The organism is Rothia sp. HMSC068E02 (assembly GCF_001813565.1).
Lineage (GTDB): Bacteria > Actinomycetota > Actinomycetes > Actinomycetales > Micrococcaceae > Rothia.
The window spans coordinates 65574-88729 of the sequence record NZ_KV812887.1; the positions used below are offsets into that span (position 1 = coordinate 65574).

Sequence of the window (23156 nt, forward strand, 5' to 3'; positions counted from 1 at the left end):
GAATGAGTGAATCTCCACCCCCAATGCTCTGTCATGATTGTTTTTGTGCTGGGGTCCTTCCAGGACGGTAGTGGCATCATTTCTTCGCTACTGTTGGCATTGAGCCCCCTGAATGCGGTGGAGTCTATGGCGATCATGATGTTTGCCGGTGCGGCGCTGTCGGCGCTCATGGTGTGGCTACCCTCCCGTAAGCGGAGCGCTCGCTAAGCTGGGTCTAGACGAATACTGAAGGCATGTGGCCCGGTCGTTTGATAGACCGGGCCACATCGCAAATCGTTATCTGCGTAAGGTGAAAGGAGCCGCCGTGACGGTATCGCGTGACGAAGTTTTCGAAATCCTGCGGGGCGTGGTGCCCCGCCTGGAGGAGGCGCTTCCCGGCTGGTCGGTGCGTCCCAACATCACGGGTACCGGCGCGGTGGGGCTCTATCTGGACGGCCCCGCAATCTACCGGGACGGCGAGCCCCTGACCGGCGTGAACGCCGAAGGTGAGCCGGTCGTTCGGCACCTGTGCGGCACGATTCAGACCGCTGACCGCGGCCTGCCGCAGGAGCTCGGGCAGGTGCGCTACCAGTACATCCTGGGCGTGAGCGTGGCGGAGCACGAGAGCGAGTATCCCGAACTGGCCGACCTGGCGAGCGTGGGGGAGCCGAGCTGGGTTCCTGCGCTGAGGGCCCTGGAGGCGCTGGTGGAGTTCGAGGGCCGCGAGACGCTGTTCATCAGCCGCGGCGGGTACGTGCCCGGTCGCCGCGCCCTGGGTAAGCGCCGCGTGGCGCTGCGGCGCGAGTTCTTCCCCGGTAAGCCCTGGCTGGGTTTGGGCACGATTGACTGGTGTGCGGGCGTGCGCTCGACCCCGGTGTACGCCGAGGATCTGGTGGCTCTGGTGGCCGCGGCGACGCGCCTGGCGAGTAGCTGGGATGCAGCCCTGCGCATTGGCGCTGCGGACAGCCAAAAGTAGTTAAAACAAAGCGGCGCATCCGACCCGTGATGGGGTGGATGCGCCGCTTCTGTGTAAGCTCTGACGCTTAGTGGGTTTAGCCCAGCGTCTCAGCCAGCTTGAACGAGTCAATCCGTATCAAGCCGCATGCGATATTGCCTTATCGATAGTATGCAAGGGTGATGCATCCTGCCGCCTCTACGGGGGCGTAACCGTAGCGTTTGTAGAGCGCAATGGCGTGTTCACTCGCAACGTCGGTGGTAATGAGTCGCTGTCGAATGTCTTCTCGGTCAAAGTCATCAATGACACGCTTTAGAAGCGCAGAACCAACGCCCTGACGCTGGGCGTGCGGATGCACTAGGAGGTCCTGAATGTAGGCGATAGAGTGACCGTCCCCGACGGCGCGTACTAGCCCGACGAGTCGTCCTGTTTCTTCTGCGGTCGCCTCTCGTGCGGTGTAGAGATACCGCGACCCTTCCAACATCGGGAGGAGGCGTTCGGGCGTTTTGGTATAGGCGCTCCAGCCGACAGAATCGTAAAGCTCAGTAAGTTCTTCCACGCTGGGATAGGGGCTGGTGGAGTCCAAAATACAGTACCGCATACAGGCATTGTATAGCGCCAAATCGGGGGAATTTAGAAACTGCTACCCAACACGTTGCTGGGCTTGAGGACATAAAGGAAGCGGCGCATCCGACCCGTAAAGGGGTGGATGCGCCGCTTCTGTGTAAGCTCTAACGCTTAGTGGGTTTAGCCCAGTGCCTCAGCCAGCTGAATGCCCTGTGCCACGCCACCGAGGGTTGCAGCAATACGGATCAGGTCGTTGACCTGCTCCTTGGTTGCGCCCTCTTCACGCAGGGTGTGCTCGTGAGCCTCAACGCAGTGGGAGCAGCCGTTGACTGCGGACACTGCCAGAGCGAACATCTCGAAGTCCAGCTTCTCAATGCCACCGTTCTTACCGATAATCTGCATGCGCAGGTTTGCACGCTGGTCATCGTATGCACCGTGCAGGAAGCCACGGGTGCGGTAGAAGATGTTGTTCATGCCCATGATGGTCGCAGCACCCAGAGCAGCCTCGTAAGCGGTGTCGCTCAGGTGCTCCTTAGCCTCTGCAGCAATCTCAACAACAACAGAGTCAACCTTGGTTGCTGCTGCGGTTGCGAGGATTGCGCCCCAGAGCTGCTGCTCGGTCAGGGAGGTGATGCGGGGCAGGGAGGACAGGTTGAGGTTCATGTCCTTCGCGTAGGAAGGCAGAGCGGAACGCAGGTTATCGATGCTCATGGATTACTTCATCTCCTTGAATGCGTCGATGGTTGCTGCACCCTTCTGCCAGTTGCATGCGCACAGCTCGTCGGACTGCAGTGCGTCCAGCTGGCGGAGCACCTCGTCGGTGTTACGGCCGACGGAGTCAGCGGTAATGGAGACCGACTGGATGGTGTTGTGGGGGTCGATGATGAAGGTTGCGCGGTCTGCAACGCCGTCTTTGTTCAGGATGCCCAGTGCGCTGACCAGCTCACGCTTGAGGTCGGATGCCATGACGATGGGCAGGTCCAGGAGCTCTTCGTGGGAGCGGCGCCATGCGTAGTGGGTGTACTCGTTGTCAACGGAAACACCGATTACCTGGGTGTCGCGCGCCTCGAACTCGTCAGCGAGCTTGCCGAATGCTGCAATCTCGGTGGGGCAAACGAAGGTGAAGTCCTTCGGCCAGAAGAAGACGACGCGCCAGGTGCCTTCGTCCAGACCCTCGGAGGAGACGGTGGTGAAGTAGTCTTCGGGCTTGGTTGCTTCGATGTCAGCCAGCTTACCGGGGACAACGCCGGTGAGCTCGTATGCGGGGAACTGGTCGCCGATGGTCAGAACTGCCATAGTGTTCTTCTTTCTACTTCGTGCCGCGCGGATTCGTTGCGCGGCGCTTGTTCTAAGTGGTGCCCATTGGGCGGGCTCGATAAATATTTTATTATGAATAATTCATAATAATCAAGTGGTGTTGGATTAAAACCCGAAGGTTTAACTATGATTTGCATCACCGAATATTCTGGGGTGCTCAAAAAGCTTCTCCACGTGCAAATCTCCCCCGTGCAAATATCCATGCGCAAATCCCACATGTAAACCCCAGGGGTTAAGCTCGAATCATGACCCCCGAACACAGTAACTTCTCAGAACACAGCGAACACGTAGAGCCCAACCAGCCCGAACTCATTACCGAGCGCCTCACCCTCCGCCACCTGTGCGAGGCGGACATCCCCGACATCGTGGAATCCTGCCGCGACGAAGAAACCCTCCGCTACACCCGCCTCCCGTTGAACTACACGCGCGCCGACGCCGAAGACTACCTGCTCACCACCGCCCGCCAGATTGCCGCCGGGCAGATTCAACGCTGGGCGATTGACGCCTCCGGCGTGTTTGCCGGGACCATTGAACTGCGCCTGCCCGAGGGCACCCCCGAAAGCCCCGGAACCCGCGCCGAACTGGGCTATTATGCCGCCCCGAAAGTGCGCGGCAAGGGCTACATGACCGAGGCGCTGCGTGCCGTCCTCGGCTACGCTTTCGACCCGCTTGGCTTGGGTCTTGAGAGTGTGCGCTGGACCGCCCTGGCGGGTAACGAGCCCTCGGAACGGGTGGCGGTTAAGGCGGGTTTCACCGGCATCTACGACGATATTGACCCGAGCTCCGGCCGCCCCGACGAGAACGGCCACCCGGTGCAGCATCGGGTGCGCCGCGCCGATATGACCCGCGCCCAGTTCGCGGCGCTCTGGTCTGACTAGCTCTGGGCTAGCTAAACCGCGCTACTTTAGTCCGCGCTACCTGATGCCGAAGCCGCGGAACGAGCCGGACGGCTCCTCCCACTCGACGAGCACCTCATCCACGCGGCCCGCGGTGTCGCCGCCGCGCAGAATATCTACCAGGCGAGCGCAGGAGACGGCGGTACCTTCCGCAACGACTTTCACGCGCCCGTCGTCGAGGTTTTCGGCGTAGCCGGTCAGCCCCATGGGCTTGGCGGTTCCGGCGCACCACCAGCGGAAGCCCACGCCCTGCACTTTGCCGCTGACGAAAGCGACGAGGCGGATTTCGGCGGGCTCTGCCGGGGTGCGGTCGGTGAAGAAATCAAAGAAACCCATGGGTCCTCCCGTGGTCGTCTCGTTGAGGGTGGTCTGATGGGGGGCGCGCCAGCATTGGCGGCGCCCTGTCAGTTTCTATAGCTTCAGTCTAGTGGGTTCAGAGTGCTTCGGGGTGGCATCAGGGCGCCTGTTGCCTGGTTGCCTCGCGCACGCGTCGTGAACAGCTGAATTAGGGTAGAGCAACCGGAGCCGTGCCCACAAGGGGAGTAAGATGGGGTGATATTTATTAGCGGCAACGCTGAACACGCAGACTGTACCCGCAACGCTCATCCACTGGAGGATCATGAATTCCCGCCCCAAGAAAGAGCCCCTCGTCGGTAACCCGGCGAAGGCACCGTACAAGCCCTGGCCTGCTCTCTGGTCCCTGGTTGTTGGCTTCTTCATGATTCTGGTGGACGGCAATATTGTCACCATCGCCCTGCCGCACATGCTGCAGGATTTGGATGCGTCGCTGTCGGCGGGCATGTGGGTGACGAGCGCCTACCTGCTGGCGTATGCGGTGCCGCTGCTCATTACCGGCCGTATGGGTGACCGCTTCGGTCAGAAGAACCTGTACATGATCGGTATGGCTATTTTTACGCTCGCCTCCCTGTGGTGTGGTCTGGCACCGAACGTTGAATCGCTGATTACTGCCCGCGTGGTGCAGGGCCTGGGTGCGTCGCTGATGACCCCGCAGACCATGTCTCTGATTACGCTGATGTTCCCGCCGAATGCGCGCGGTGTTGCGATGAGTATTTGGGGTGCGACGGCGGGTGTCGCCTCGCTGGTTGGCCCGATTCTGGGCGGCGTGCTCGTGGATGCCCTGAATTGGAGCTGGATTTTCTTCGTGAACATTCCGGTGGGTTTGGTCGGTCTGTTCTTGGCGTGGCGTAACGTGCCGGTGTTTGAGCAGAAGAAGCACAGCTTCGACTGGTTGGGCGTGGTGCTTTCGGCGGTCGGTCTGTTCCTGCTAGTTTTCGGTATTCAGGAAGGTGCCACCTACGACTGGGGCACCATGACCGATTCGTTCCTGGGCACCGGTATTGCGGTGAGCGTGTGGGGTCTGATTATTGCCGGCATTCTGGTGCTGGGTCTGTTCATTGGTTGGCAGGCTATTAACCCGCGTGAGCCGCTGGTTCCGCTGAGCCTGTTCAGTGACCGTAACTTCTCCGTGTCGAATGTGGCTATCTCCGCTATGGGTGTGGTCGCTATCAGCATGGCATTCCCGCTGACCCTGTACCTGCAGCAGGTGGAGGGCCTGGACCCGACCCAGGCTGCGCTGATGACCGCCCCGATGGCTTTGTTTTCGGGCGCGTTGGCGCCGGTGGTGGGTGCGCGTCTGAACCGTAACGACCCGAAGTGGATTGCGGTAATTGGTTTTACGCTGATGGTTGTTGGTTTTGCTCTGCTCCGCCCGACGATGGTTGCGGAAGGCAACCTGTGGCTGATGGTTGGTCCGATGATTATTCTGGGTGCGGCGAATGCCTGCATTTGGGGTCCGCTGTCGGTGTCTGCGACCCGTAACCTGCCGCCGCAGCGTGCCGGTGCCGGTTCGGGCGTGTACAACGAGACCCGCCAGATGGCGTCGGTGCTGGGTTCGGCTGCGATTACGACGATTATGGCTTCTGCGATTACCTCGCACCTGTCCGCGTTGGGTCCGGCTGCCGCAGCGGGCGGTAGCTCTCACGGCAGCGCTGCTGGAGGCGTGCTTCCGCAGGTCCTGCGTGAACCCTACGCGGCGGCAATGGCTGATTCCATGATGCTGCCCCTGGTTGCCTCGGCGGTGGGCGCGGTCGTGTGCCTGTTCTATGCCTCCAAGAAGACCTCCGAGGCAAAAGCCGCCGCACAGAACGCTGGGGCAGAAAACGCCAAATAGAGACTTGCTAGAACAGTTTTACGTCATATTCGGTGCATAAACCTGAGATATGGTGCTATACCGGAGAAAATCTATATGCACTCTGTGTATGATGAAGCGGGTTATTGTTGCCCTGAGGTGTTGAAACCTCGTGAGAGCGCAATAACCCGCTGTAGAAGGACATCTTCGTGGAGATGGATTACATGCCCGGCCTGCTCGCCAGCGAGGATGAGCTGGACCGTATCACCGAATCCTTCGCCCAGCTTCCCCTGCGCAACCCCAACGGCACCACCGGCATCAACATCCACCTGGAGAAAGAGAGATGGCTAAAATCCCCACCTTGAGTTTGGTATTTTTGCCATTGTCTTCCTTGATTTGTTCAAGATCTTGAGCCAAAATCCTCACTTCCTCTTTCTAAAATCTAGTTTTTAAAAAAAATAGGCTATCTACCAGAAGTAGATAGCCTATTTTTTATGAGATGCTTGGGTGCTTACGCTTCCAATTTGTCAAACTTTGCTTTGACATTCGCCTTGAATTCTTCACGCTTAGCCTTGCGTTCGGCTTTACGTTCAGCCTTCATCTGTGCACGCGCCTGGTTGTAGAGGTCTTCTTGGACTTGCAGAGCTGCTTCGATTTCGGCTACGACGGTTGCTACATCCCAACGCACGATTTGGGTGTCGTACTTGGTGAAGTAAGCATCGATGACTGCTTCGTTGTCTTCTTGCACCAAGGCAACAACGGCTGTTTCACCGTTAGTCAATTTTTGAGAAACAACGTCAATCAGGCCAGTTTCTGCCGTATCAACAGTAGCACCAGCAGCCAAACCATAGAGGCTACCCATACCATAACCAAACAAGACGCCGATAGGACCACCCAAAAGCCCGATAACTGCACCGAGCAAGCCACCTTTTAGGGTTGCATCCGTCGTTGAATCTTCAAAGTCATAGCGTTCTTTTTCAACGATATGACCGTTTTCATTTTTGACCAGGGCGATTTGAGCAACCTTGGTCGTCTGAGTTTGGCGGAAAGCCTTCAAATCTGCAAAGGACTGATAAGCTTCGCTTTCGGTGTTAAAGACTGAAATTACTAGGTTTTCCATAGTTGGTACCTCGTTCCTAAAGACTATATATACATTGTAATACAGTTCTCTTTTTTTGGGAACTACTTTTTGCGACAATTTACCTCGGCGGCGGCCGATAGGCTGAGCCCGAAAGCAAAGGGGCCCGGCATCCAGTATGGATGCCGGGCCCCTGGTGTTTTAAATTCGCTGTCTTAGCGGCTCATGCCCCTTAGCGGGTAATGGTCGCCGAAGCAGTCAGACCAGAAATGTCCTGGTAAGCTACGCCTCGGCGGGCTCGTCCGGGGTTTTGTCGGCGAAGAGATCGAAGAATCCCACGGGAACCTCTTGCAGTTGCTCTAAAAATACATGGTACTTTAGGATACTGAGCGATGCGGCACCAACCTTGCGTGAGAGAAAAACACGCCCCAAACCCGTGAAGAGGCTCGGGACGCGTCCGCACTCAGCCGGGGCGGGTGCATCCGGCAAACCCTAGCGCAGCTTATTGCTGTTAGGCGCCGATGCGAGAGCCTGAGCTATCGGGGTGGGCCCGCCAATAAACGGGAGCGCCTTCCCAACCGTGGACGGGTCCTCAAGAACCGCCGCCAGCACCTGGGCAACGGTGGCCCGCGGAGTATTAGATTCGGCGCCGGGCGTGTGGGCGGGCTCAATCCCCAGAGTAATGCCGCCTGCCTCCTCAAGGGTGAGCGTCCCCGGCCCCAGAATCGTGTAATCCAGCCCCGAGCCGCGCAGGTGCTCATCGGCGATCGTCTTCGACTCGGCGTAGGCGTAAAAACTGTCATCAGGGTCGATGCCGTGCCCGGAACCCGCGCCCAGGTACGATACCATCACGTACCGTTTAATACCGGCCAGCCGCGCCGCATCCATCGACCGGATCGCAGCGTCACGGTCAATCGCATAGGTGCGTTCGGGGCCACCTACACCGCCCGCACCCGCGGACCACACCAGCACTTCTGTATGTAAATCCTTGAAGAGCTTCGCCATCTCCTCGGTGCTCAACGCGGTAATGTCAGCGACCACAGGGTTCGCCCCGCGCGTGACAATATCCTCTGACTGCTCCGGCCTGCGAATAAGCGCATTGACCGCATGCCCGCGCTCCACCAGCAGCGGCTCGGCCAGAAGAGCAACCTTGCCGTGCCCGCCAATGATCGTAACGTTAGCCATCGTATCCTCCTGTATGTTGAAAAATACTTGTATATCCAGAATAGGCTTGCTGTGCCGCAACGTCTATGGTTTTTCTTATGCTTCCCGAGAACGACAGATACCCGCATTCCCTGTGCTGATGCGCTCAAACAGCACCGCATGATGAGAATTCTCGTGCGGGGCTCAAGACGGCGTTATGATGAAGTGCTAGGTTTTTATTGCCCGGCGGCACCGATGACGTGAACGACAAGCCGAACTACCTGAGCGTCATGAACTATTGCTACCAGCTGAGGGTCTGGTTCCCGCGAAGGACTAGCCTCTAGTAGCTACCGGCGGTGCCCAGTAGGATAAGCCTTAAACACGGCGAGGGGCCCGGCATCCATAACGGATGCCGGGCCCCCGGTGTTTAAATTCGCTGTCTTAGCGGGTCATTTCCCTTAGCGGGTGATGGTCGCCGAAGCGCGCAAACCAGCCAGGTCCTGGAAGGTGTACTCGCCACCCTCGGTCAGCTGCATTGCGACGCTACCGCTGGTGATCTGAGCGGTGGTGGTCAGAGTGTAGCTGGAGGTCACCTCGGTGAAGTACACCGGAACCAGCGAAGCCAGCACCTGCGCGTAGCTCACGCCGTCCTTCGCGGTGGCTTCCAGGTAGTCGGAGGTGCGGATGTCCAGTACGCCGGTCCAGACGTTGTCCTCGATGGTCGGCTCGTAGAACTTCGCGGTGTATGCGATGCCGTTGAACGCCGCCACGGCGGGGTTGTTGGTCTTTGCGCCGCCCGCACTCTTGGCGAGTGCCGGGATCTCAACGTCGTTATCGACATCCCACAGCAGCGGGTCGGTGACATCCTCGGCGGTGGGGAAAGTGAACTCGAAGGTCACCTGCAGATGCGCCTGAGGGTACAGCCAGGAGCTGCCCTGGAACTCGCCCTTGGAGTTGATGGGTGCGGAAATCCACAGACCCGCGCCACCGTACAGGCCGGCACCGACGCTACCTCCGGGGGTGAAGGTGCCGCCGCCGCGGCTCTGCGGGGTGGTGGAGGTTGCGCTGATGTTGGGAACCTGCACGGTGTAGGAGTCCAGACCGTAGCGGGTATCAAAGTCGTTGGAGGGGTTCGAGTTGAACGCCTGGGTGAAGACACCGAACTTCAGGGTCGGGGTTTCCTGCGCGTCGGTGGATGCCGCGTAGGCGGGTACCGCTGCGGCGGTTGCGATGACGGGGGTGCTCCATGCGGCACCCTTGATGAGTGCGCGGCGGTTCAGACCGTTAGTGGTGTTCGAGGAAGAAGTCATGGGATCTCTCTTGTTGTGAAAAATGTGGTGATGCATGTGATTTGAATTACTGATACTCTAATGTAATTCAGCTCATCTTCAAAATTATCTCAACTTTTACTTCAATGTATGAACATTGCGGCACCCAGCTCACCTAATACGTGAAACGGGAGCATCATGGAAACCGTGGAGAACGCCCTCCCGGAAAACTCCACAGAAACACCACCGGTCACCACACACTGAAGGAACACAACATGGCATTTATGAAGAGCGCACGCGTCACGCTTGCCTCCCTCGCAGTGCTCTGCCTGGGCACTATCGCAGCCCCCGCAGCAAACGCCTACAGCCCCGATATTGACGGCGACGGCATCCCCAACACCTGGGAAATGAAGGGCTACGACGCTGACGGCGACGGCAAAATCGATGTCGACTTCCCCGCAATGGGCGCAGACCCCAAGCACAAGGACATCTTCGTCGAGATGGACTACATGGCAGGCCTGCTGCCCAGCGAAGATGAACTGGACCGCATCACCAAGATTTACGCCGACCTGCCCCTGCGCAACCCCGACGGCACCCACGGCGTGAACATCCACCTGGACGCCGGTGACGCCCGTAGCGCCAAGTACAACCTGGGCGGCGGCAACGAAATCAGCTACCAGGCACTCGACAGCGAATTCAAGGCGCTCCACCGCATCAAGGCGACCGAAGGTAAGTTCAACCCCGCCCGCGAAGGCACCTTCCACTACATGATCTGGGGAGACTACTACGACAACAGCTACTCCTCCGGTATCGCTAACTTCGGCGGTCGTAACTTTATGGTCACCGTCGGCCCGCACTTCTGGGGCGAGGCAAGCAGCGACATCCGCGTGGCAGTGTTCGTGCACGAGCTCGGCCACAACCTCGCGCTGAGCCACGGCGGCTGGGACGAAATCAATTACAAGCCCAACTACTACAGCGTCATGAACTACCAGTACACCCTCACCGGCGTGCCCATGGCTGACGGTAGCCGCTACTTCGGCTACTCCACCGCCGAGTACCGCATGCTCAACGAGGCGAAGCTGTACGAGGCGCGCGGCTTCGGTCCCCGCGCGGCTGGCTTCCTGTACAAGGGCAAGCCCGCCAACCAGCCGATTGACTTCAACGGCAACGGCAAGATCGACACCGAGCCGGTCTCCGTGGACCTGAACGGTGACGGCATGATCACGAACCTGGGTGCGGCAAACGATGTGAAGATGATCCGCTTCCAGGCGACCGAGCACCCCGAGAAGGACAAGGGCCCCGAGCACATTGAACCGAGTGGCATTACCGCCGAACACGCTCGTTCGCTGGGCCTGATCAAGTAGGCTGACTAGGCGGCGCAACGCCAACAAAGAGCCCTGTCAGCTTAGTAAAATGGCATAACAAAAGGTGCGGATACCGAATCAGCATTCGGTATCCGCACCTTTACTCTATGTAGCTTTCAGCTCGGCGTAGCGTTCAGCTCAGCAACAGAGCCTAGAGGGCCTAGCTCACGCGGCCGGTATCCACCAGCACCTGCGCAATGTGGCCCAGCGCCTCCTCATTCTGCAGCGAAGAAACATCGCCCAAAGAACGGCCCTGGTACAGCTCACCGAGCAGACGGCGAGTAATCTTACCCGAACGAGTCTTCGGGATATCGGCAACCGCCACAACGTCCTTCGGCTTAGCAATCGGGCCAATGTGCTCACGCACGTGCGCGGTCAGCGCCGCCTTCAGCTCATCCTCAGTCAGGTCCTTACCCTCATCGGTGAGCGTCACGTAGGCGACCGCCTGGTGACCGGTCAGCTCATCCTCCACGGGGCAGACACCAGCCTCAACCACAGCCGGGTGAGTCACCAGAGCCGACTCAATCTCAATCGTGGACAGGCGGTGACCCGAAATGTTAATCACGTCATCAATACGGCCGAGGATGTACACGTTACCCTCTTCGTCTTCCTTCGCGCCGTCGCCAGCGAGGAACCAGCCGCGCTCGCCGTAGTGACGCCAATAGGAATCCAGGAAACGCTGCGGGTTCTGCCACACGGTACGAGCCATCGAGGGGCCAATCTTATCGACCACGATGAAGCCCTGCTTGCCGGGTTCGACCGGGTCGCCGTGCTCATCCACCACGCGGGTGGACACGCCGGGAACGGCGCGGGTAGCGCAACCGGGCAGGGGAGTGCAGTGCGGGGTGCCCTCCGGGTAGGTGCCCTCGGGTGCGAATGCCGGGTCGTGCGGGCGCGGGGAGCATACGGTCGAACCGGTCTCGGACTGCCACCAGGTGTCGATGAACGCCGCGGTGCCGCCGCCCACGTGCTCGCGCAGCCAGCGCCACGCCTCCGGGTTAATGGATTCACCCACCGAGCCGAGCAGGCGCACGGTCGAGAAATCGTACTTGCCGGGCTCCGGGCCGTTCGGGAACGCACCCATGAGGGAACGAATCAGGGTCGGGGCGGTGTAGTAGTTGGTCACGCCGTAGCGTTCGATAACCTCAAAGTGGCGGCCGTAGTGCGGGGTGTTCGGGGTGCCCTCGTAAATCACCTCGGACACACCGTTGACCAGCGGGCCGTAAATTTCGTAGGTGTGCGCGGTAACCCACGCCAGGTCGGCGGTGCACCAGTGAACGGTGGACTCAACCTTTTCCGGGTCGTTGACCGCCGACAGCTCGTCCGGGCGCAGCACACCGTTCTCGTCCACGTAATCCGGCAGCAGATCGTAGAGCAGCGCGTGGGTGTACGCGGTCTGCACCAGGTATCCAGCCATGGTGTGCACCAGGCCCTTGGGTTTACCGGTGGTGCCGGAGGTGTAAATAATGAACAGCGGGTCTTCTGCGTCGTGCAGTTCGTAGGCGTGGGTGTCAGGCTGGTCGTCCACCAGGTCGTGGTACCAGACGTCGCGGCCCTCAGTCCACGGCACAGCGGCGTGCGCTACCGGGTCGGAGGCGCTGGTGCGGTCCACCACGATAACGTGCTCAATGTTGTTCTCACCGGAGCATGCCTCGTCGGCGTTGACCTTCACGGGAACGACCTTGCCGCGGCGGTTCTGGCCGTCGGTGGTGATGAGGACCTTCGCGCCGGTGTCTTCCACACGGAACTTCAGCGCCTCGGCGGAGAAGCCACCGAAGACGAGGGAGTGGATCGCGCCAATACGCGCGCAGGCGAGGGTGAAAATAATGGTTTCGGGGATGACAGGCAGGTAGATGACCACACGGTCACCCTTGCGCACGCCCAGGGACAGCAGGCCGTTTGCTGCTTTCGCGATGCGGCGCTGCAATTCGGAGTAGGTGATGGCCTCACGGTCGCCGGGCTCACCCTCGAAGTAGAGGGCGACCTTGTCGCCGCGGCCCGCCTCCACGTGGCGGTCTACGCAGTTGTAGGCGACGTTGAGCTTACCGCCCTCGAACCACTTAATTTCGGGGATCGTGAACTGTTCGATGCCTTCCTCATCGAAGCCGAGGGACTTCGGCTTCTCGAAGCGGTGCGCGGTGTGCCAGGGCTCAGCCCAGGTGAGGCGCTGCGCCTGCTTCTCCCAGAACGCGACGCGTGCCTCGTCAGATTCGAGGGCGGGGTTCGGGGTGGGGTTCAGCGGGTCGGTGAACGAGTAGGGGGTGGGCAGTCCCATTATTCTCCCATCGGTTGCTGGCATTAGCACCCTTGCTCGCCGTGCCGCTGTCTGTGTGACCGTGGGGTCTGTGTGTGCGTTGGCGAGGGGGTTGCTGCGACGTCACGGAGCCAGGTCTCTCGGTCGCTCTGGATGGTTTGCCTTCTTAGTAAAGCGCGCTCCGGGCCAGGAAGCAAAGGGGACCGTCATATTCGGCATGGTGAGTACCGGTTCGTAATATTCCGAAATATTTAAAGACCCCGCCCCGCGCTCACTGCTGTGGGGCGCGGGGCGGGGTTCATCATCATCATTCAGTAGGCGACAGGTTTCCCCGCCGACTTCTTTCTCCGGCGCGTAGCGATGATTAGCTCACCTTCAGAGGAGCAACCACGCGGCGGACATCTCTCCTAAAACTCAGCGCGTGCTGAGCATTGCGTTTAGCTGTGGTGCTAATTGCTGGTGGCGTTAGTTGCTGGGGTACTTCGCCTTCACCCAGCGCTCGAAAACACCCACCAGGGCGTCGGTAATCTTACCGAGCACCGCCAGCGCCACAATAGCCAGCAGCAGGCGGTCGGTGCGACCGTTGTTCTGCGAGTCGGTCAGCAGGTAACCCAGGCCCATGGATGCACCCAGCAGCTCAGCGGCGACCAGGAACAGCCACGCCTGAGCCAGCGCCAGACGCAGACCCGAAACGACCGACGGCAGAACCGCGGGAAGCTGAACCGTGGTGAACAGGCGCAGACCCTTCAGACCGAAGGCGCGTGCCGCCTCCACAAGCTTGGGGTCAACGTGCGCCAGAGCCGCAGAAACCGTGGTGTACACCGGGAAGAATGCACCAATAGCAACCAGGGTCACCTTGGAATTCTCACCGATACCGATCCACAGCAGAAGCAGCGGAACCCACGCCAGGGACGGCACGGCACGCAGCGCACCAATGGTCGGTGCGGCAATCAGACGCACCGGCGCAGACAAGCCAATCAGCGCACCCAGCACCAGGCCGAGCACGGCACCAATACCGAAACCAATCAGCACACGCTGAGTAGAAATCGCCACGTGGCGGCCCAACTCGCCGCGCTGCGCCAGCTCAACACCGGCGCTGACCACACGGTCGGGGGAGGGCAGCTGAACCTGGGTGAACACGCTGTTCGTGCTCAGAATATACCAGAGGGCAATCAGCGCCAGGGGAAGAATCAGGCCCAGGTACTGCTTACCGGCGAACGGGTTCGACGGCAGCTTCACGGAAGAGACACGCTTCTCGGCACGCTCAGCGCGAGCGCTGGAGGCGGCGGTAATCGTTGCGGCGGTCATTACTTCTCAACTACCTTCGCGATCTTCTCGACGGCTGCGCTGTCAGCCTTCTTTGCGAACTGGTCGTCCACAATGCTGTTCAGCGCCTTGTCCACGTCGGACTGGGAAGGAACGTCGCCGGACTCCACCAGGATCGGGCCGACACCCTTCAGAACCTCAACCTGCTTAGCGCCCGGAACCGGGTCGATATCCAGGTGGGTGCGCTCCATGACGACCTGGGCGGTCTCGTGCTTAATGCCGGACTCCTCCTCGACAATCTTCACAGCCTCTTCGGGGTTCTTCTTAGCCCAGGCGCGAGCGTACTCGTACACGTCCACGATGGTCTGTGCGGCGGTCGGGTTGGACTGAATGAACTTCTCGGTCGCGTTCAGGAATCCGTAGGTGTTGAAGTTCAGGTTGCGGTAGAAGAGCACGTCGCCGCTTTCCACCTCGGCGGCAGCCATGATCGGGTCCAGGCCGCTCCACGCGTTGACCTGACCGTTATCCAGGGCGGTGCGGCCGTCAGCGTGCTGCAGGTTCTGAATGGTCAGGTCCGAAGCAGAGATACCCTCCTGCTTGAGTGCCTGCAGCAGCAGGAAGTACGGGTCGGTACCCTTGGTCACGGCAACGGTCTTACCCTTCAGGTCCGCAACCTTGGTGATGCCCGAATCCTTGCGGGTCACCAGTGCCGACCATTCCGGCTGCGAGTAGAGGCTAATGACCTTGATGGGGGAGCCGTTCGCGCGTGCCAGCAGCGCCGCCGAACCGGCGGTCGAGCCAACATCAATATTGCCGCTACGCAGCGCCTCATTCGCCTTGTTCGAACCAGCCGACTTGACCCACTCAACCTTCTTACCCTCCGCGGCGAGGGCGGTCTCAAGCCAACCCTTCTTGCGGATAATCAGGGACAGCGGGTTGTAAGTCGCGTAGTCAATGGTCACGGTGTTCTGGTCGCCACCACCGGCAGCACCGGAGGCGTTAGCGGAACCGGAACCTTCGCCAGCGCAGGCGCTGAGCAGAGTAGCAAAAGCGGCGGCTGCGGCAAAGGACTTGAGGGCGGTACGGCGAGACGGGGAGTAAGTCATGATGAAATCTTTTCGCTTCTGAAGATGATGATGTGATGTGTAAGAAATGCGTTTCGTGGCGGCTTTAGGCGTTATCTTCCACGCCGAGCTCAGCCAACAGTTCGCTACGCAGCGCCGTGATCTCTGCATCGGCGCGGTCACGCGGGTGAGAACGGTCAACGGTCACGATGCGCTGGATGGTGGCGGGCGCCTCCGGGGTGTCCTTACCGAGGACAATCACCCGGTCAGAGAGGTACAGCGCCTCTTCCACATCGTGGGTGACCAGCAGAATCGTGGTCGGGTCTTGACGGTGCACGTCCAACAGCAAATCCTGCATGTTGATGCGGGTCAGCGCATCCAGAGCACCGAAGGGCTCGTCGAGCAGCAGCACGCCGGGGTTGCGTGCGAGCGCTCGTGCCAGGGACACGCGCTGAGCCATACCGCCTGAAATTTCCTTGGGACGGTGGGTTGCGTATTCGCCCAGGCCGACCAGGTCGAGCAGGCTCGCTACGGATGCTGCGCCTTCAGATTTTTTGGTGCCCTGCGGCAGTCCGAGCGCCACGTTGTCGGCGACGGTGCGCCAGGGGAGCAGGCGCGGTTCCTGGAAACCGATAGCTACGCGGGGGTCGAGGCCGGTCACTGCCTTCTCGCCGATACGCACGGTACCTGCGGTGATGCGGTTCAGGCCTGCTGCTGCACGCAGGAGGGTGGATTTGCCGCATCCGGAGGATCCGATGACGGAGATAATCTCGCCGGGGGCTGCGGTGAAGGAGACTCCGCGAAGAACTTCGTGGGTTCCGCCGGGCACGGGGAAAGACTGTCCGACGTCTTCAAAGCTCAAGGGGACGGCGGCGGTGGATACGGCACGGCGGCCGTTCTTTTCACTGGTGGGTACGTCAGTTACTGCACTGTTGAGTGTCATGTCACTTCCATCGTTCCTGGCGTTAGCACCGGGGGCGGAAGAATCCGTGTCGGTTGCTGCGACGTCGTGGAGCCAGGTCTCTCAGTCGCTCTGGATGGTTTGCTTCTCCCACCCTATGGGCTGTGGCGTGCCTCAATCAACCCGGCGGGCGCGTATGAATTTCTATGACCGTATATTTCGCATTTATCACGAAATATTTCGGTTCCACGTCACAAAAAGATTTTTTCGTCACAAACGTGACCTCCCTCCCGTGCGCCCCGTACACTCAAACCACGAGATCATGAGTCCCGGCGCTAAGCTCTGGCTAGCCGGGCGGCAACCCTCTCCCGTAGCGGGGTGCCCCAGATGATGATCTGGCCTCAACGTTACGAGGCAAGTACGGCGCGAACGCGCCACCTGCACGAAGGCCACCACCGAACGCAGAAGGCAAGAAGGAGGCGGCGCGCGGGGTGCAGGGCACTAACCCGATCGTCCCCGATCATTCGCGAAAGGAAAATCGATGGCTGAGCAGAAGAAGCGCATCGTAGTTAACGCATTCGAAATGACCTGCATTGGTCACCAGAGCTTCGACCTCTGGCGTCACCCGCGCTCCCGCGCAACCGAGTACAACACCATCAAGTACTGGACTGACCTGGCTAAGACCCTTGAGCGCGGCCTGTTTGACGCCGTGTTCATCGCTGACGTGGTCGGCATCTACGACGTGTACAAGAACTCTGCCGCTCCCGCCATTGAGGGTGCCGCTCAGGTTCCCGTGAACGATCCCGCAACCCAGATTTCTGCAATGGCTGCAGTGACCGAGCACCTCGGCTTCGGCGTGACTGCTGCCGCTACTTTCGAGCAGCCCTACACTCTGGCTCGCCGCTACGCCTCCCTCGACCACCTCACCGAGGGCCGCGTCGGCTTCAACGTTGTGACCTCTTACCTGCCTTCGGCTGCTGAGAACCAGGGCCTGCCCACCCAGATTCCGCACGACGAGCGCTACGAAATCGCCGACGAGTTCCTGGACGTCTGCTACAAGCTGTGGGAAGGCTCCTGGGAAGACGGCGCAGTCATCAAGGACCGCGAGCGCGGCATCTACGCTGACCCCTCCAAGGTCCACCCGATTGGTCACAAGGGCAAGTACTTCTCCGTACCCGGCATCTCCCTGACTGAGCCGAGCCCGCAGCGCACCCCCGTGATTTTCCAGGCTGGCGCATCCAGCCGTGGCCAGCAGTTCTCCGGTAAGCACGCTGAGGCTGTGTTCATCAGCGCCCTGCGTCCCGACCTGACCCGCGTTGTGACCGACCGTATCCGTGCCGCTGCCGAGGAGCAGGGCCGTAGCCGCGACGACGTCAAGATCCTCGCAATGCTCTCCGTCATCGTGGATGAGACCGAGGAGAAGGCAAAGGCAAAGTACGAGGAGTACAAGAAGTACGTGAACCTCGACTCTGCACAGGCTATTGTCGGCGGATGGTCCGGTGTTGACCTGTCCCAGTTCGACGAGGATGAGGTCCTGAACTACGTGCAGACCGAGTCGATTCAGTCCTTCCTGACCCCCTTCACCCTGCAGGCGAAGGACAAGAAGTGGACCCGCAAGGACATCGCTGAGCACACCACCCTCGGCGGTATGGGCGAGGTCATTGTTGGTGACCCGGTTCAGGTTGCTGACGAGCTGGAGCGTTGGATCGACGAGGGCGGCCTGGACGGCATCAACCTGGCGTACCACGTCTCCCCGGGTTCCTTCGAGGACTTCATCGAGTACGTTGTTCCCGAGCTGCAGAAGCGCGGCCGCTACCGCACCGAGTACGAGGGCAACACCCTGCGTGAGAACATCTTCGGTAAGGGCCACACCAAGGTTGCTGACAGCCACCCGGCTGCTAAGTACCGCGGCGCATACGTGGGCAAGCCTTCGGCTGCTGACACCCCGGCTCGCGCAATCGCTGAATAAGCGTTGCCGCTGAAGCGCACCGTGTAGGTTCGCTCAAACTTAACGATTGAAAACAAGAACGCCCGTTCTGCTGGAGGATTTGTATCCCCGGCGGAGCGGGCGTTTCTTTGCGCTGTGCTTTCTTGATGCGATGCCTTCTTGACGTGGCACGTTCTTTATACTGGGTGGCATGACTGAACTGAACCAGGTTGAACTTAACCATGATGACCGCTGCCCCTGCTCGAGCGGCGAGGTGTACGGCGCCTGCTGCGGCAGGTTCCTGGGCGAGTTTGCCGCCTCCGGCACGCTGACTGCTCCCGCGCCGGAGCAGCTGATGCGCTCGCGTTTTACCGCGTTTGCGACAGGGGATGCGGCGTACTTGCTGGCGAGCTGGCATCCGAGTACTCGCCCGGCGACGCTGGAGTTGGAGGATAATATCTGCTGGTATCGCCTGGATATTCTGGGTGCTTCGGGTGGCCCGTTTGATGCGTCCGGTACGGTGGAGTTCGTTGCGTATTACCGTTCGGTGCCGGGTGTTCCTGCGGAGGAGCGGGTGAAGGGCAGTATGCATGAGCTGTCGCGCTTTGAGAAGGTGGGCGGCGCCTGGTTCTACGTGGATGGAGACGTCCGCTAAGTCTCGTCACTTTCCCTGCCTCTCGTACATGCTGAGTGCGGGTGGGCAGATAAAGAAATGGCAGAATCATTCCGAAACCGGAACGATTCTGCCATTCTTTGTTGACGCCTCTCAATGAGGCTAACTATCGGGGCTAGCGGACTTAGCTAGTCCAGCCGTTAATGATGCCCATACCGAAGTAGATCACGAACACCGCGGACACCAGGTACATCAGCCAGTGCACGTCCTTACCGCGGCCCTGCACCAGGCGAATGAAAGTGTACGCCACGAAGCCGGCACCAATACCGTTCGCAATCGAGTACGACAGCGGCATGAAAATAATGGTCAAGAACGCCGGAATACCCAGACCCCAATCGGTCCAGTCAATATTCACGGCCTGGCGAATCATCAGGAAGCCGACCACGACCAGCGCCGGAGCAACCGCCTCGAAAGGAACGATGGTGACCAGCGGCGAAATGAAAATCGCCAGCAGGAACAGCACACCGGTCACAATGTTCGCAAAGCCGGTGCGTGCACCCGCACCAATACCGGTAGCGGATTCCACGAAAATCTGGTTCGCCGAACCGGACGCTCCACCACCGACAACGGAACCGAAAGCGTCCACGAGCAGGACCTTGTCGATGTCCTCAACCTTGCCGTCCTTCATGGTGCCAGCCTCGGCGGCAAGACCCACCGAAACGCCCATCGCGTCGAAGAACACGGACAGCAGAATGGTGAACACCAGCAGCGAAGCAGCCAGCGGACCGATGTGGGTGAATGCGCCGAACAGGTCAGCGGAACCGATGAGGGAGAAGTTCGGGGTGGTGAACTTCATGTCCGCAAGGGAAGGCACGTTCAGGGACCAGCCGGTTGCCGATTCCTTCACGGAACCGGAGGGGACAACCGCCTCCAGAATCAGGGACAGCGCGGTGGAGGCGAGCACGCCCCACAGGATCGCGCCCTTCACGTTACGGATGAACAGGGCGATGGTGAAGAACAGGCCGAAGAGGAAGACGAGGGTGGGCCAACCGAGCAGGTGACCGCCCGCGCCAAGGCTCACCGGAACGGTGGTGCCAGCTGCGTCAGGCATGCGGCGGATAATGCCGGAGTCGACCAGACCGATAAAGGAAATGAAGAAGCCGATACCGACCACAATCGCGGTCTTGAGCGACTCAGGGACCGCCTCAAACACCGCGGTACGGAAGCCGGTGAGCACCAGAACGGTCATGATTAGACCGGCAAGAACGACCAGGCCCATGATGTCTGCCCAGGTCAGGTTCGGGGTGGTGGCAATGGTGGAGGCGAGCAGCGCGTTCACGCCCAGGCCAGCCGCCATGGCGAAGGGCTGCTTGGCGATAACACCCATGAGGATGGTCATCACGCCGGCAACCAGCGCGGTCACAGCTGCGACGGGTGCGATACCGAGGGTGCGTTCGGATGCGTCCTTGCCGAGGCCGATGACGAGGGGGTTCAGCACCACGATGTAGCTCATGGCGAAGAACGCGGCGAGGCCGCCGCGGAATTCTGCGGCGATGGAGGAGCCGCGTTCGGAAATCTTGAAGTAGCGGTCGAGTGCGCTGGTGGGCGCTGCCGCCTTCTGGGGTTCAGACATGTGAGGATCCGTTGATGTTGTTCGGTGTGTACTGTGTTGCGCCGCCGGTTTCCGCCGCCGGTTTCGCGGCTAAAGCTCGCGGGTAAATTTCACGGGCGAGGCTCGCGGGTAAGTCCCGGGTTGGGCGCCACGATGGTTCAACCATTGTAGGCGCCGCCTCCTAGCTTGTGCCGTTGAAACGCGTTGTGTGCGGCGGTTCAGTCGGTGATGTGGTGTTTCCCCGACCCCTGCAACCAGAATTGGGTAGTTGGGGTAGAGGGAAGAATAGCGCAGGGCGGGGTACCGGCAACCCAAAGGTGCCGATACCCCGCCCTGATGGTGCCCGCGTCTCCACGTGTGGAGGGTGAGACACCTGATGTATTTAGTGCATCCAGCCGGTAATCAGGCCGTTAGCGAAGAAGATGAGGAACACTGCGGAAACCACGTACATGAGCCAGTGAACTTCCTTGCCGCGACCCTGCACCAGGCGGATGAAGACGTAGGACAGGAAGCCTGCGCCGATACCGTCCGCGATGGAGTATGCCAGCGGCATGAAGATGATGGTCATGAACGCGGGGATACCCAGACCCCAGTCGTTCCAGTCGATGTTCACTGCCTGGCGGATCATCAGGAAGCCAACGAACACCATTGCGGGTGCAACAGCTTCGAAGGGCACGATGGTGACCAGGGGGGACAGGAAGATCGCGACGAGGAACAGTGCGCCGGTGACGACGTTCGCGAAGCCGGTGCGTGCGCCCGCGCCGATACCGGTTGCGGATTCCACAAAGATCTGGCTTGCGGAGGAGGAGGTGCCACCGCCGGCTACGGAGCCGAGGGCGTCCACGAGCAGGACCTTGTCGACGTTCTCAATCTGGCCGTCCTTGATGGTGCCTGCTTCGGTTGCGAGACCGACGGAGGTGCCCATTGCGTCGAAGAACGCGGAGATGAGGATGGTGAAGATCAGCAGAACTGCAGCCATGCCGCCGAGGGTGCCGAAGGCGCCAAACAGGTCAGCGGAGCCGAACAGGGAGAAGTCGGGCAGCTTGCTGGTGTTGGAGTCCCAGACGGGGACGTTCAGAGACCAGCCGGTGGGGGACTGAAGCGAGCTGCCGGAGGGCACGACCTTCTCCAGGATGATGGAGAGGGCGGTGGAGGCGAGCACGCCGTAGAGGATTGCACCCTTCACGTTGCGGATGAACAGCGCAATGGTGAGGAACAGGCCGAAGAGGAAGACCAGGGTGGGCCAGCCGAGCAGGTGACCGCTCACGCCGAAGGAGACGGGCACGGTGGTGCCTGCTGCGTCGGGCATGCGGCGGATGATACCTGCGTTGACGAGGCCGATGAAGGCGATGAAGAAGCCGATACCGACGACGATTGCGACCTTGAGCGATTCGGGGACCGCGTTGAACACTGCGGTGCGGAAGCCGGTCAGCACGAGGATGGTCATCAGCACACCAGCCCATACGACGAGGCCCATGATGGCGGGCCAGGTCAGTCCGGGGGTGGAGGCGATGGTGGTTGCCAGCAGTGCGTTCACGCCGAGGCCTGCCGCCATGGCGAAGGGCTGCTTGGCGACGACGCCCATGAGGATGGTCATGACGCCTGCGACCAGTGCGGTCATTGCTGCGACCTGCGGTACGCCGAGGGCGTTGCCGGATGCGTCCTTGCCGAGGCCGATGATGAGGGGGTTCAGCACGACGATGTAGCTCATCGCGAAGAAGGTGGCGAGGCCGCCGCGGAATTCTGCGGCGATGGTGGAGCCTCGCTCAGTGATTTTGAAGTAACGGTCCAGTGCGCCCTTGGCTTCTGCCTTGGGGGTCTGGGGAGCCGCGGTGTTCTCAGAAGACATTCGTGAAAATCCGTAGATACTCATAGTCGGGGCGTGACTCGGGGTTCCGAGCCCGCATAAAAAAGTGCCACTTCCCGGTGTGTTGGGGAGGTGACACTGTTGTACCGAAATATTCTACGGTTAAAGTTTCTCTAAGCGTTAATCCAGGAAATTCCCAGCTTTCGTTCAGAGATCTTTTGTGGGAGGCGTAATAGCGGTAACTATCTCTCGCCCCTGCGCGAACAATGATAGTTTGTTAGGTTAGTAGACCCTAAGTTTCTGCTATATTCGAGGTGAAACATGCGTCGCCGGATGCCAGGTTCCGTGTGGTGAGCCTTTTTCGGCATAGATGAGAATTCGGCATAGATGAGAAGGAGCCCACCGTGACTGAAACTCCCCAAGAAAACACCGCTGAGAACTATCCCGCCGCGGAATCCCTGCCGGTACGCCAGCGCGCCGTCGTAGCAACCGACCGCCCCGCCCGATACATCAAGCAGCTCGGCTCGCACATGGGCCGCAAGCTCGGCACTGCAGAACTGCCTGACGGGCTGCGCCTCACCTTCAACCGGGACGGCATTTTCCGCGGCTACGGTGACCTGCGCGAAGCCGACGGTGCACTCATCATGGAGGTACGCGCCGAAAGCGACGAGTTGGCTGCTGGTCTGGCGGATGTGCTGGACCGCCACCTGGTCCGCTTCGGTGAACGCGAGGAACTGGTCGTCACCTTTGAGGCGGTACCCGCCGCCTAAAACCGACCCCTAGTCTTCGTTACCCTGCCCCGCCCTCCTGCACCTCGGAGGGCGGGGCAGTTCTATGCCCGCTGCGTGCGGAGGTGCCCGGGGTCGGATGCGCCGCCCTGCCCGGATTAGGCGACCCCTCCTGAATTAGGTGACCCCGCCCGGATTAGGTGACAGAAAATTATCCTATTTAGTGGGCGAAGACATATAAGCCACCGAACACCCGTCAATCCCCGGT

The 23156-nt window shown here is 60.3% G+C and carries 21 protein-coding genes, 1 pseudogene and 2 riboswitches; of the genes and pseudogenes, 9 read left to right on the forward strand and 13 right to left on the reverse strand.

The window, feature by feature from the left end; all coding sequences use genetic code 11:
* Positions 1 to 33 precede the first annotated feature (33 nt).
* Both HMPREF2919_RS09190 and HMPREF2919_RS06710 read left to right on the forward strand, forming a co-directional pair.
* Positions 34 to 207, forward strand: a complete 174-nt coding sequence (locus HMPREF2919_RS09190) for a hypothetical protein (RefSeq protein WP_168165092.1) — start codon at positions 34 to 36, stop codon at positions 205 to 207.
* 97 nt (positions 208 to 304) lie between these two features.
* Positions 305 to 955, forward strand: a complete 651-nt coding sequence (locus tag HMPREF2919_RS06710) for a hypothetical protein (RefSeq protein ID WP_049346558.1) — start codon at positions 305 to 307, stop codon at positions 953 to 955.
* Positions 956 to 1094: 139 nt separating this feature from the next.
* Here HMPREF2919_RS06710 and HMPREF2919_RS06715 read toward each other — a convergent pair whose 3' ends face one another.
* From HMPREF2919_RS06715 to HMPREF2919_RS06725, 3 genes are all read right to left on the reverse strand, one after another.
* Positions 1095 to 1535: a GNAT family N-acetyltransferase gene (locus tag HMPREF2919_RS06715; RefSeq protein WP_070634572.1), complete on the reverse strand. Its 441-nt coding sequence runs from the start codon at positions 1533 to 1535 to the stop codon at positions 1095 to 1097.
* Between the two features lie 146 nt (positions 1536 to 1681).
* Positions 1682 to 2212, reverse strand: coding sequence for an alkylhydroperoxidase, AhpD family (locus HMPREF2919_RS06720; RefSeq protein ID WP_049333921.1), 531 nt, complete (start codon positions 2210 to 2212; stop codon positions 1682 to 1684).
* Between the two features lie 3 nt (positions 2213 to 2215).
* Positions 2216 to 2797 (reverse strand): peroxiredoxin, encoded by a 582-nt coding sequence (locus HMPREF2919_RS06725; protein WP_070666903.1) that lies wholly within the window; start codon positions 2795 to 2797, stop codon positions 2216 to 2218.
* A 266-nt stretch (positions 2798 to 3063) separates the two neighbouring features.
* Here HMPREF2919_RS06725 and HMPREF2919_RS06730 point away from each other — a divergent pair, with 266 nt between their 5' ends.
* Positions 3064 to 3696 (forward strand): GNAT family N-acetyltransferase, encoded by a 633-nt coding sequence (locus tag HMPREF2919_RS06730; RefSeq protein ID WP_049353448.1) that lies wholly within the window; start codon positions 3064 to 3066, stop codon positions 3694 to 3696.
* A gap of 36 nt (positions 3697 to 3732) precedes the next feature.
* Here the strand turns inward: HMPREF2919_RS06730 and HMPREF2919_RS06735 are convergent, their stop codons facing one another.
* Complete coding sequence (locus HMPREF2919_RS06735) at positions 3733 to 4050, reverse strand: acylphosphatase (protein ID WP_049334014.1); 318 nt, start codon at positions 4048 to 4050, stop codon at positions 3733 to 3735.
* A gap of 283 nt (positions 4051 to 4333) precedes the next feature.
* On the opposite strand from HMPREF2919_RS06735, the gene HMPREF2919_RS06740 reads away from it, so the two are divergent.
* Positions 4334 to 5905 (forward strand): DHA2 family efflux MFS transporter permease subunit, encoded by a 1572-nt coding sequence (locus HMPREF2919_RS06740; RefSeq protein WP_070666905.1) that lies wholly within the window; start codon positions 4334 to 4336, stop codon positions 5903 to 5905.
* A gap of 155 nt (positions 5906 to 6060) precedes the next feature.
* Positions 6061 to 6198, forward strand: a pseudogene (locus tag HMPREF2919_RS06745) (C4-dicarboxylate ABC transporter substrate-binding protein); the annotation flags it as partial.
* Positions 6199 to 6374: 176 nt separating this feature from the next.
* Here HMPREF2919_RS06745 and HMPREF2919_RS06750 read toward each other — a convergent pair.
* The 3 genes from HMPREF2919_RS06750 to HMPREF2919_RS06760 form a co-directional block, all read right to left on the reverse strand.
* The gene (locus HMPREF2919_RS06750) at positions 6375 to 6983 is read right to left on the reverse strand and encodes a DUF1269 domain-containing protein (protein WP_070666907.1); all 609 of its coding nucleotides are present in this window, start codon (positions 6981 to 6983) and stop codon (positions 6375 to 6377) included.
* A gap of 450 nt (positions 6984 to 7433) precedes the next feature.
* Positions 7434 to 8126, reverse strand: coding sequence for an SDR family oxidoreductase (locus tag HMPREF2919_RS06755; protein WP_044151027.1), 693 nt, complete (start codon positions 8124 to 8126; stop codon positions 7434 to 7436).
* A gap of 416 nt (positions 8127 to 8542) precedes the next feature.
* Positions 8543 to 9394: a hypothetical protein gene (locus HMPREF2919_RS06760; protein WP_049338269.1), complete on the reverse strand. Its 852-nt coding sequence runs from the start codon at positions 9392 to 9394 to the stop codon at positions 8543 to 8545.
* A gap of 233 nt (positions 9395 to 9627) precedes the next feature.
* Here HMPREF2919_RS06760 and HMPREF2919_RS06765 point away from each other — a divergent pair, with 233 nt between their 5' ends.
* Complete coding sequence (locus tag HMPREF2919_RS06765; protein ID WP_070666909.1) at positions 9628 to 10716, forward strand: zinc metalloprotease; 1089 nt, start codon at positions 9628 to 9630, stop codon at positions 10714 to 10716.
* Positions 10717 to 10876: 160 nt separating this feature from the next.
* Here HMPREF2919_RS06765 and HMPREF2919_RS06770 read toward each other — a convergent pair whose 3' ends face one another.
* From HMPREF2919_RS06770 to HMPREF2919_RS06785, 4 genes are all read right to left on the reverse strand, one after another.
* Positions 10877 to 12991, reverse strand: coding sequence for an AMP-binding protein (locus tag HMPREF2919_RS06770; protein ID WP_070666911.1), 2115 nt, complete (start codon positions 12989 to 12991; stop codon positions 10877 to 10879).
* Between the two features lie 444 nt (positions 12992 to 13435).
* A complete protein-coding gene (locus HMPREF2919_RS06775; RefSeq protein WP_070666913.1) occupies positions 13436 to 14278 on the reverse strand; it encodes an ABC transporter permease in 843 nt (280 codons plus the stop codon).
* Positions 14278 to 15342 (reverse strand): aliphatic sulfonate ABC transporter substrate-binding protein, encoded by a 1065-nt coding sequence (locus tag HMPREF2919_RS06780; protein WP_070666915.1) that lies wholly within the window; start codon positions 15340 to 15342, stop codon positions 14278 to 14280. Before HMPREF2919_RS06780 ends, HMPREF2919_RS06775 begins: the two co-directional genes overlap by 1 nt.
* A gap of 64 nt (positions 15343 to 15406) precedes the next feature.
* Entirely contained in the window at positions 15407 to 16243 is an 837-nt protein-coding gene (locus HMPREF2919_RS06785; protein ID WP_049353440.1) for an ABC transporter ATP-binding protein, read from the reverse strand.
* 4 nt (positions 16244 to 16247) lie between these two features.
* Positions 16248 to 16344: riboswitch (SAM riboswitch) on the reverse strand.
* A gap of 175 nt (positions 16345 to 16519) precedes the next feature.
* A riboswitch (SAM riboswitch) is annotated at positions 16520 to 16628 on the forward strand.
* A 114-nt stretch (positions 16629 to 16742) separates the two neighbouring features.
* On the opposite strand from HMPREF2919_RS06785, the gene HMPREF2919_RS06790 reads away from it, so the two are divergent.
* Together HMPREF2919_RS06790 and HMPREF2919_RS06795 are read left to right on the forward strand one after the other, a co-directional pair.
* Positions 16743 to 18170, forward strand: a complete 1428-nt coding sequence (locus HMPREF2919_RS06790) for an LLM class flavin-dependent oxidoreductase (RefSeq protein ID WP_070634277.1) — start codon at positions 16743 to 16745, stop codon at positions 18168 to 18170.
* A gap of 169 nt (positions 18171 to 18339) precedes the next feature.
* Entirely contained in the window at positions 18340 to 18783 is a 444-nt protein-coding gene (locus HMPREF2919_RS06795; protein ID WP_070666917.1) for a YchJ family protein, read from the forward strand.
* Between the two features lie 142 nt (positions 18784 to 18925).
* Here HMPREF2919_RS06795 and HMPREF2919_RS06800 read toward each other — a convergent pair whose 3' ends face one another.
* Together HMPREF2919_RS06800 and HMPREF2919_RS06805 are read right to left on the reverse strand one after the other, a co-directional pair.
* Positions 18926 to 20374, reverse strand: coding sequence for an NCS2 family permease (locus HMPREF2919_RS06800; protein WP_049361864.1), 1449 nt, complete (start codon positions 20372 to 20374; stop codon positions 18926 to 18928).
* A 361-nt stretch (positions 20375 to 20735) separates the two neighbouring features.
* Complete coding sequence (locus HMPREF2919_RS06805) at positions 20736 to 22202, reverse strand: NCS2 family permease (RefSeq protein ID WP_070666919.1); 1467 nt, start codon at positions 22200 to 22202, stop codon at positions 20736 to 20738.
* 362 nt (positions 22203 to 22564) lie between these two features.
* Between HMPREF2919_RS06805 and HMPREF2919_RS06810 the strand changes: the two genes are divergently transcribed.
* A complete protein-coding gene (locus tag HMPREF2919_RS06810; protein WP_070615506.1) occupies positions 22565 to 22930 on the forward strand; it encodes a DUF2218 domain-containing protein in 366 nt (121 codons plus the stop codon).
* Positions 22931 to 23156 lie beyond the last annotated feature (226 nt).

Coding starts and splice junctions, on each gene's coding strand:
- HMPREF2919_RS09190 (WP_168165092.1), top strand. CDS start 34: ATGATTGTTTTTGTGCTGGGGTCCTTCCAGGACGGTAGTGGCATCATT.
- HMPREF2919_RS06715 (WP_070634572.1), bottom strand. CDS start 1,535: ATGCGGTACTGTATTTTGGACTCCACCAGCCCCTATCCCAGCGTGGAA.
- HMPREF2919_RS06720 (WP_049333921.1), bottom strand. CDS start 2,212: ATGAGCATCGATAACCTGCGTTCCGCTCTGCCTTCCTACGCGAAGGAC.
- HMPREF2919_RS06725 (WP_070666903.1), bottom strand. CDS start 2,797: ATGGCAGTTCTGACCATCGGCGACCAGTTCCCCGCATACGAGCTCACC.
- HMPREF2919_RS06730 (WP_049353448.1), top strand. CDS start 3,064: ATGACCCCCGAACACAGTAACTTCTCAGAACACAGCGAACACGTAGAG.
- HMPREF2919_RS06735 (WP_049334014.1), bottom strand. CDS start 4,050: ATGGGTTTCTTTGATTTCTTCACCGACCGCACCCCGGCAGAGCCCGCC.
- HMPREF2919_RS06740 (WP_070666905.1), top strand. CDS start 4,334: ATGAATTCCCGCCCCAAGAAAGAGCCCCTCGTCGGTAACCCGGCGAAG.
- HMPREF2919_RS06750 (WP_070666907.1), bottom strand. CDS start 6,983: ATGGAAAACCTAGTAATTTCAGTCTTTAACACCGAAAGCGAAGCTTAT.
- HMPREF2919_RS06755 (WP_044151027.1), bottom strand. CDS start 8,126: ATGGCTAACGTTACGATCATTGGCGGGCACGGCAAGGTTGCTCTTCTG.
- HMPREF2919_RS06760 (WP_049338269.1), bottom strand. CDS start 9,394: ATGACTTCTTCCTCGAACACCACTAACGGTCTGAACCGCCGCGCACTC.
- HMPREF2919_RS06765 (WP_070666909.1), top strand. CDS start 9,628: ATGGCATTTATGAAGAGCGCACGCGTCACGCTTGCCTCCCTCGCAGTG.
- HMPREF2919_RS06770 (WP_070666911.1), bottom strand. CDS start 12,991: ATGGGACTGCCCACCCCCTACTCGTTCACCGACCCGCTGAACCCCACC.
- HMPREF2919_RS06775 (WP_070666913.1), bottom strand. CDS start 14,278: ATGACCGCCGCAACGATTACCGCCGCCTCCAGCGCTCGCGCTGAGCGT.
- HMPREF2919_RS06780 (WP_070666915.1), bottom strand. CDS start 15,342: ATGACTTACTCCCCGTCTCGCCGTACCGCCCTCAAGTCCTTTGCCGCA.
- HMPREF2919_RS06785 (WP_049353440.1), bottom strand. CDS start 16,243: ATGACACTCAACAGTGCAGTAACTGACGTACCCACCAGTGAAAAGAAC.
- HMPREF2919_RS06790 (WP_070634277.1), top strand. CDS start 16,743: ATGGCTGAGCAGAAGAAGCGCATCGTAGTTAACGCATTCGAAATGACC.
- HMPREF2919_RS06795 (WP_070666917.1), top strand. CDS start 18,340: ATGACTGAACTGAACCAGGTTGAACTTAACCATGATGACCGCTGCCCC.
- HMPREF2919_RS06800 (WP_049361864.1), bottom strand. CDS start 20,374: ATGTCTGAACCCCAGAAGGCGGCAGCGCCCACCAGCGCACTCGACCGC.
- HMPREF2919_RS06805 (WP_070666919.1), bottom strand. CDS start 22,202: ATGTCTTCTGAGAACACCGCGGCTCCCCAGACCCCCAAGGCAGAAGCC.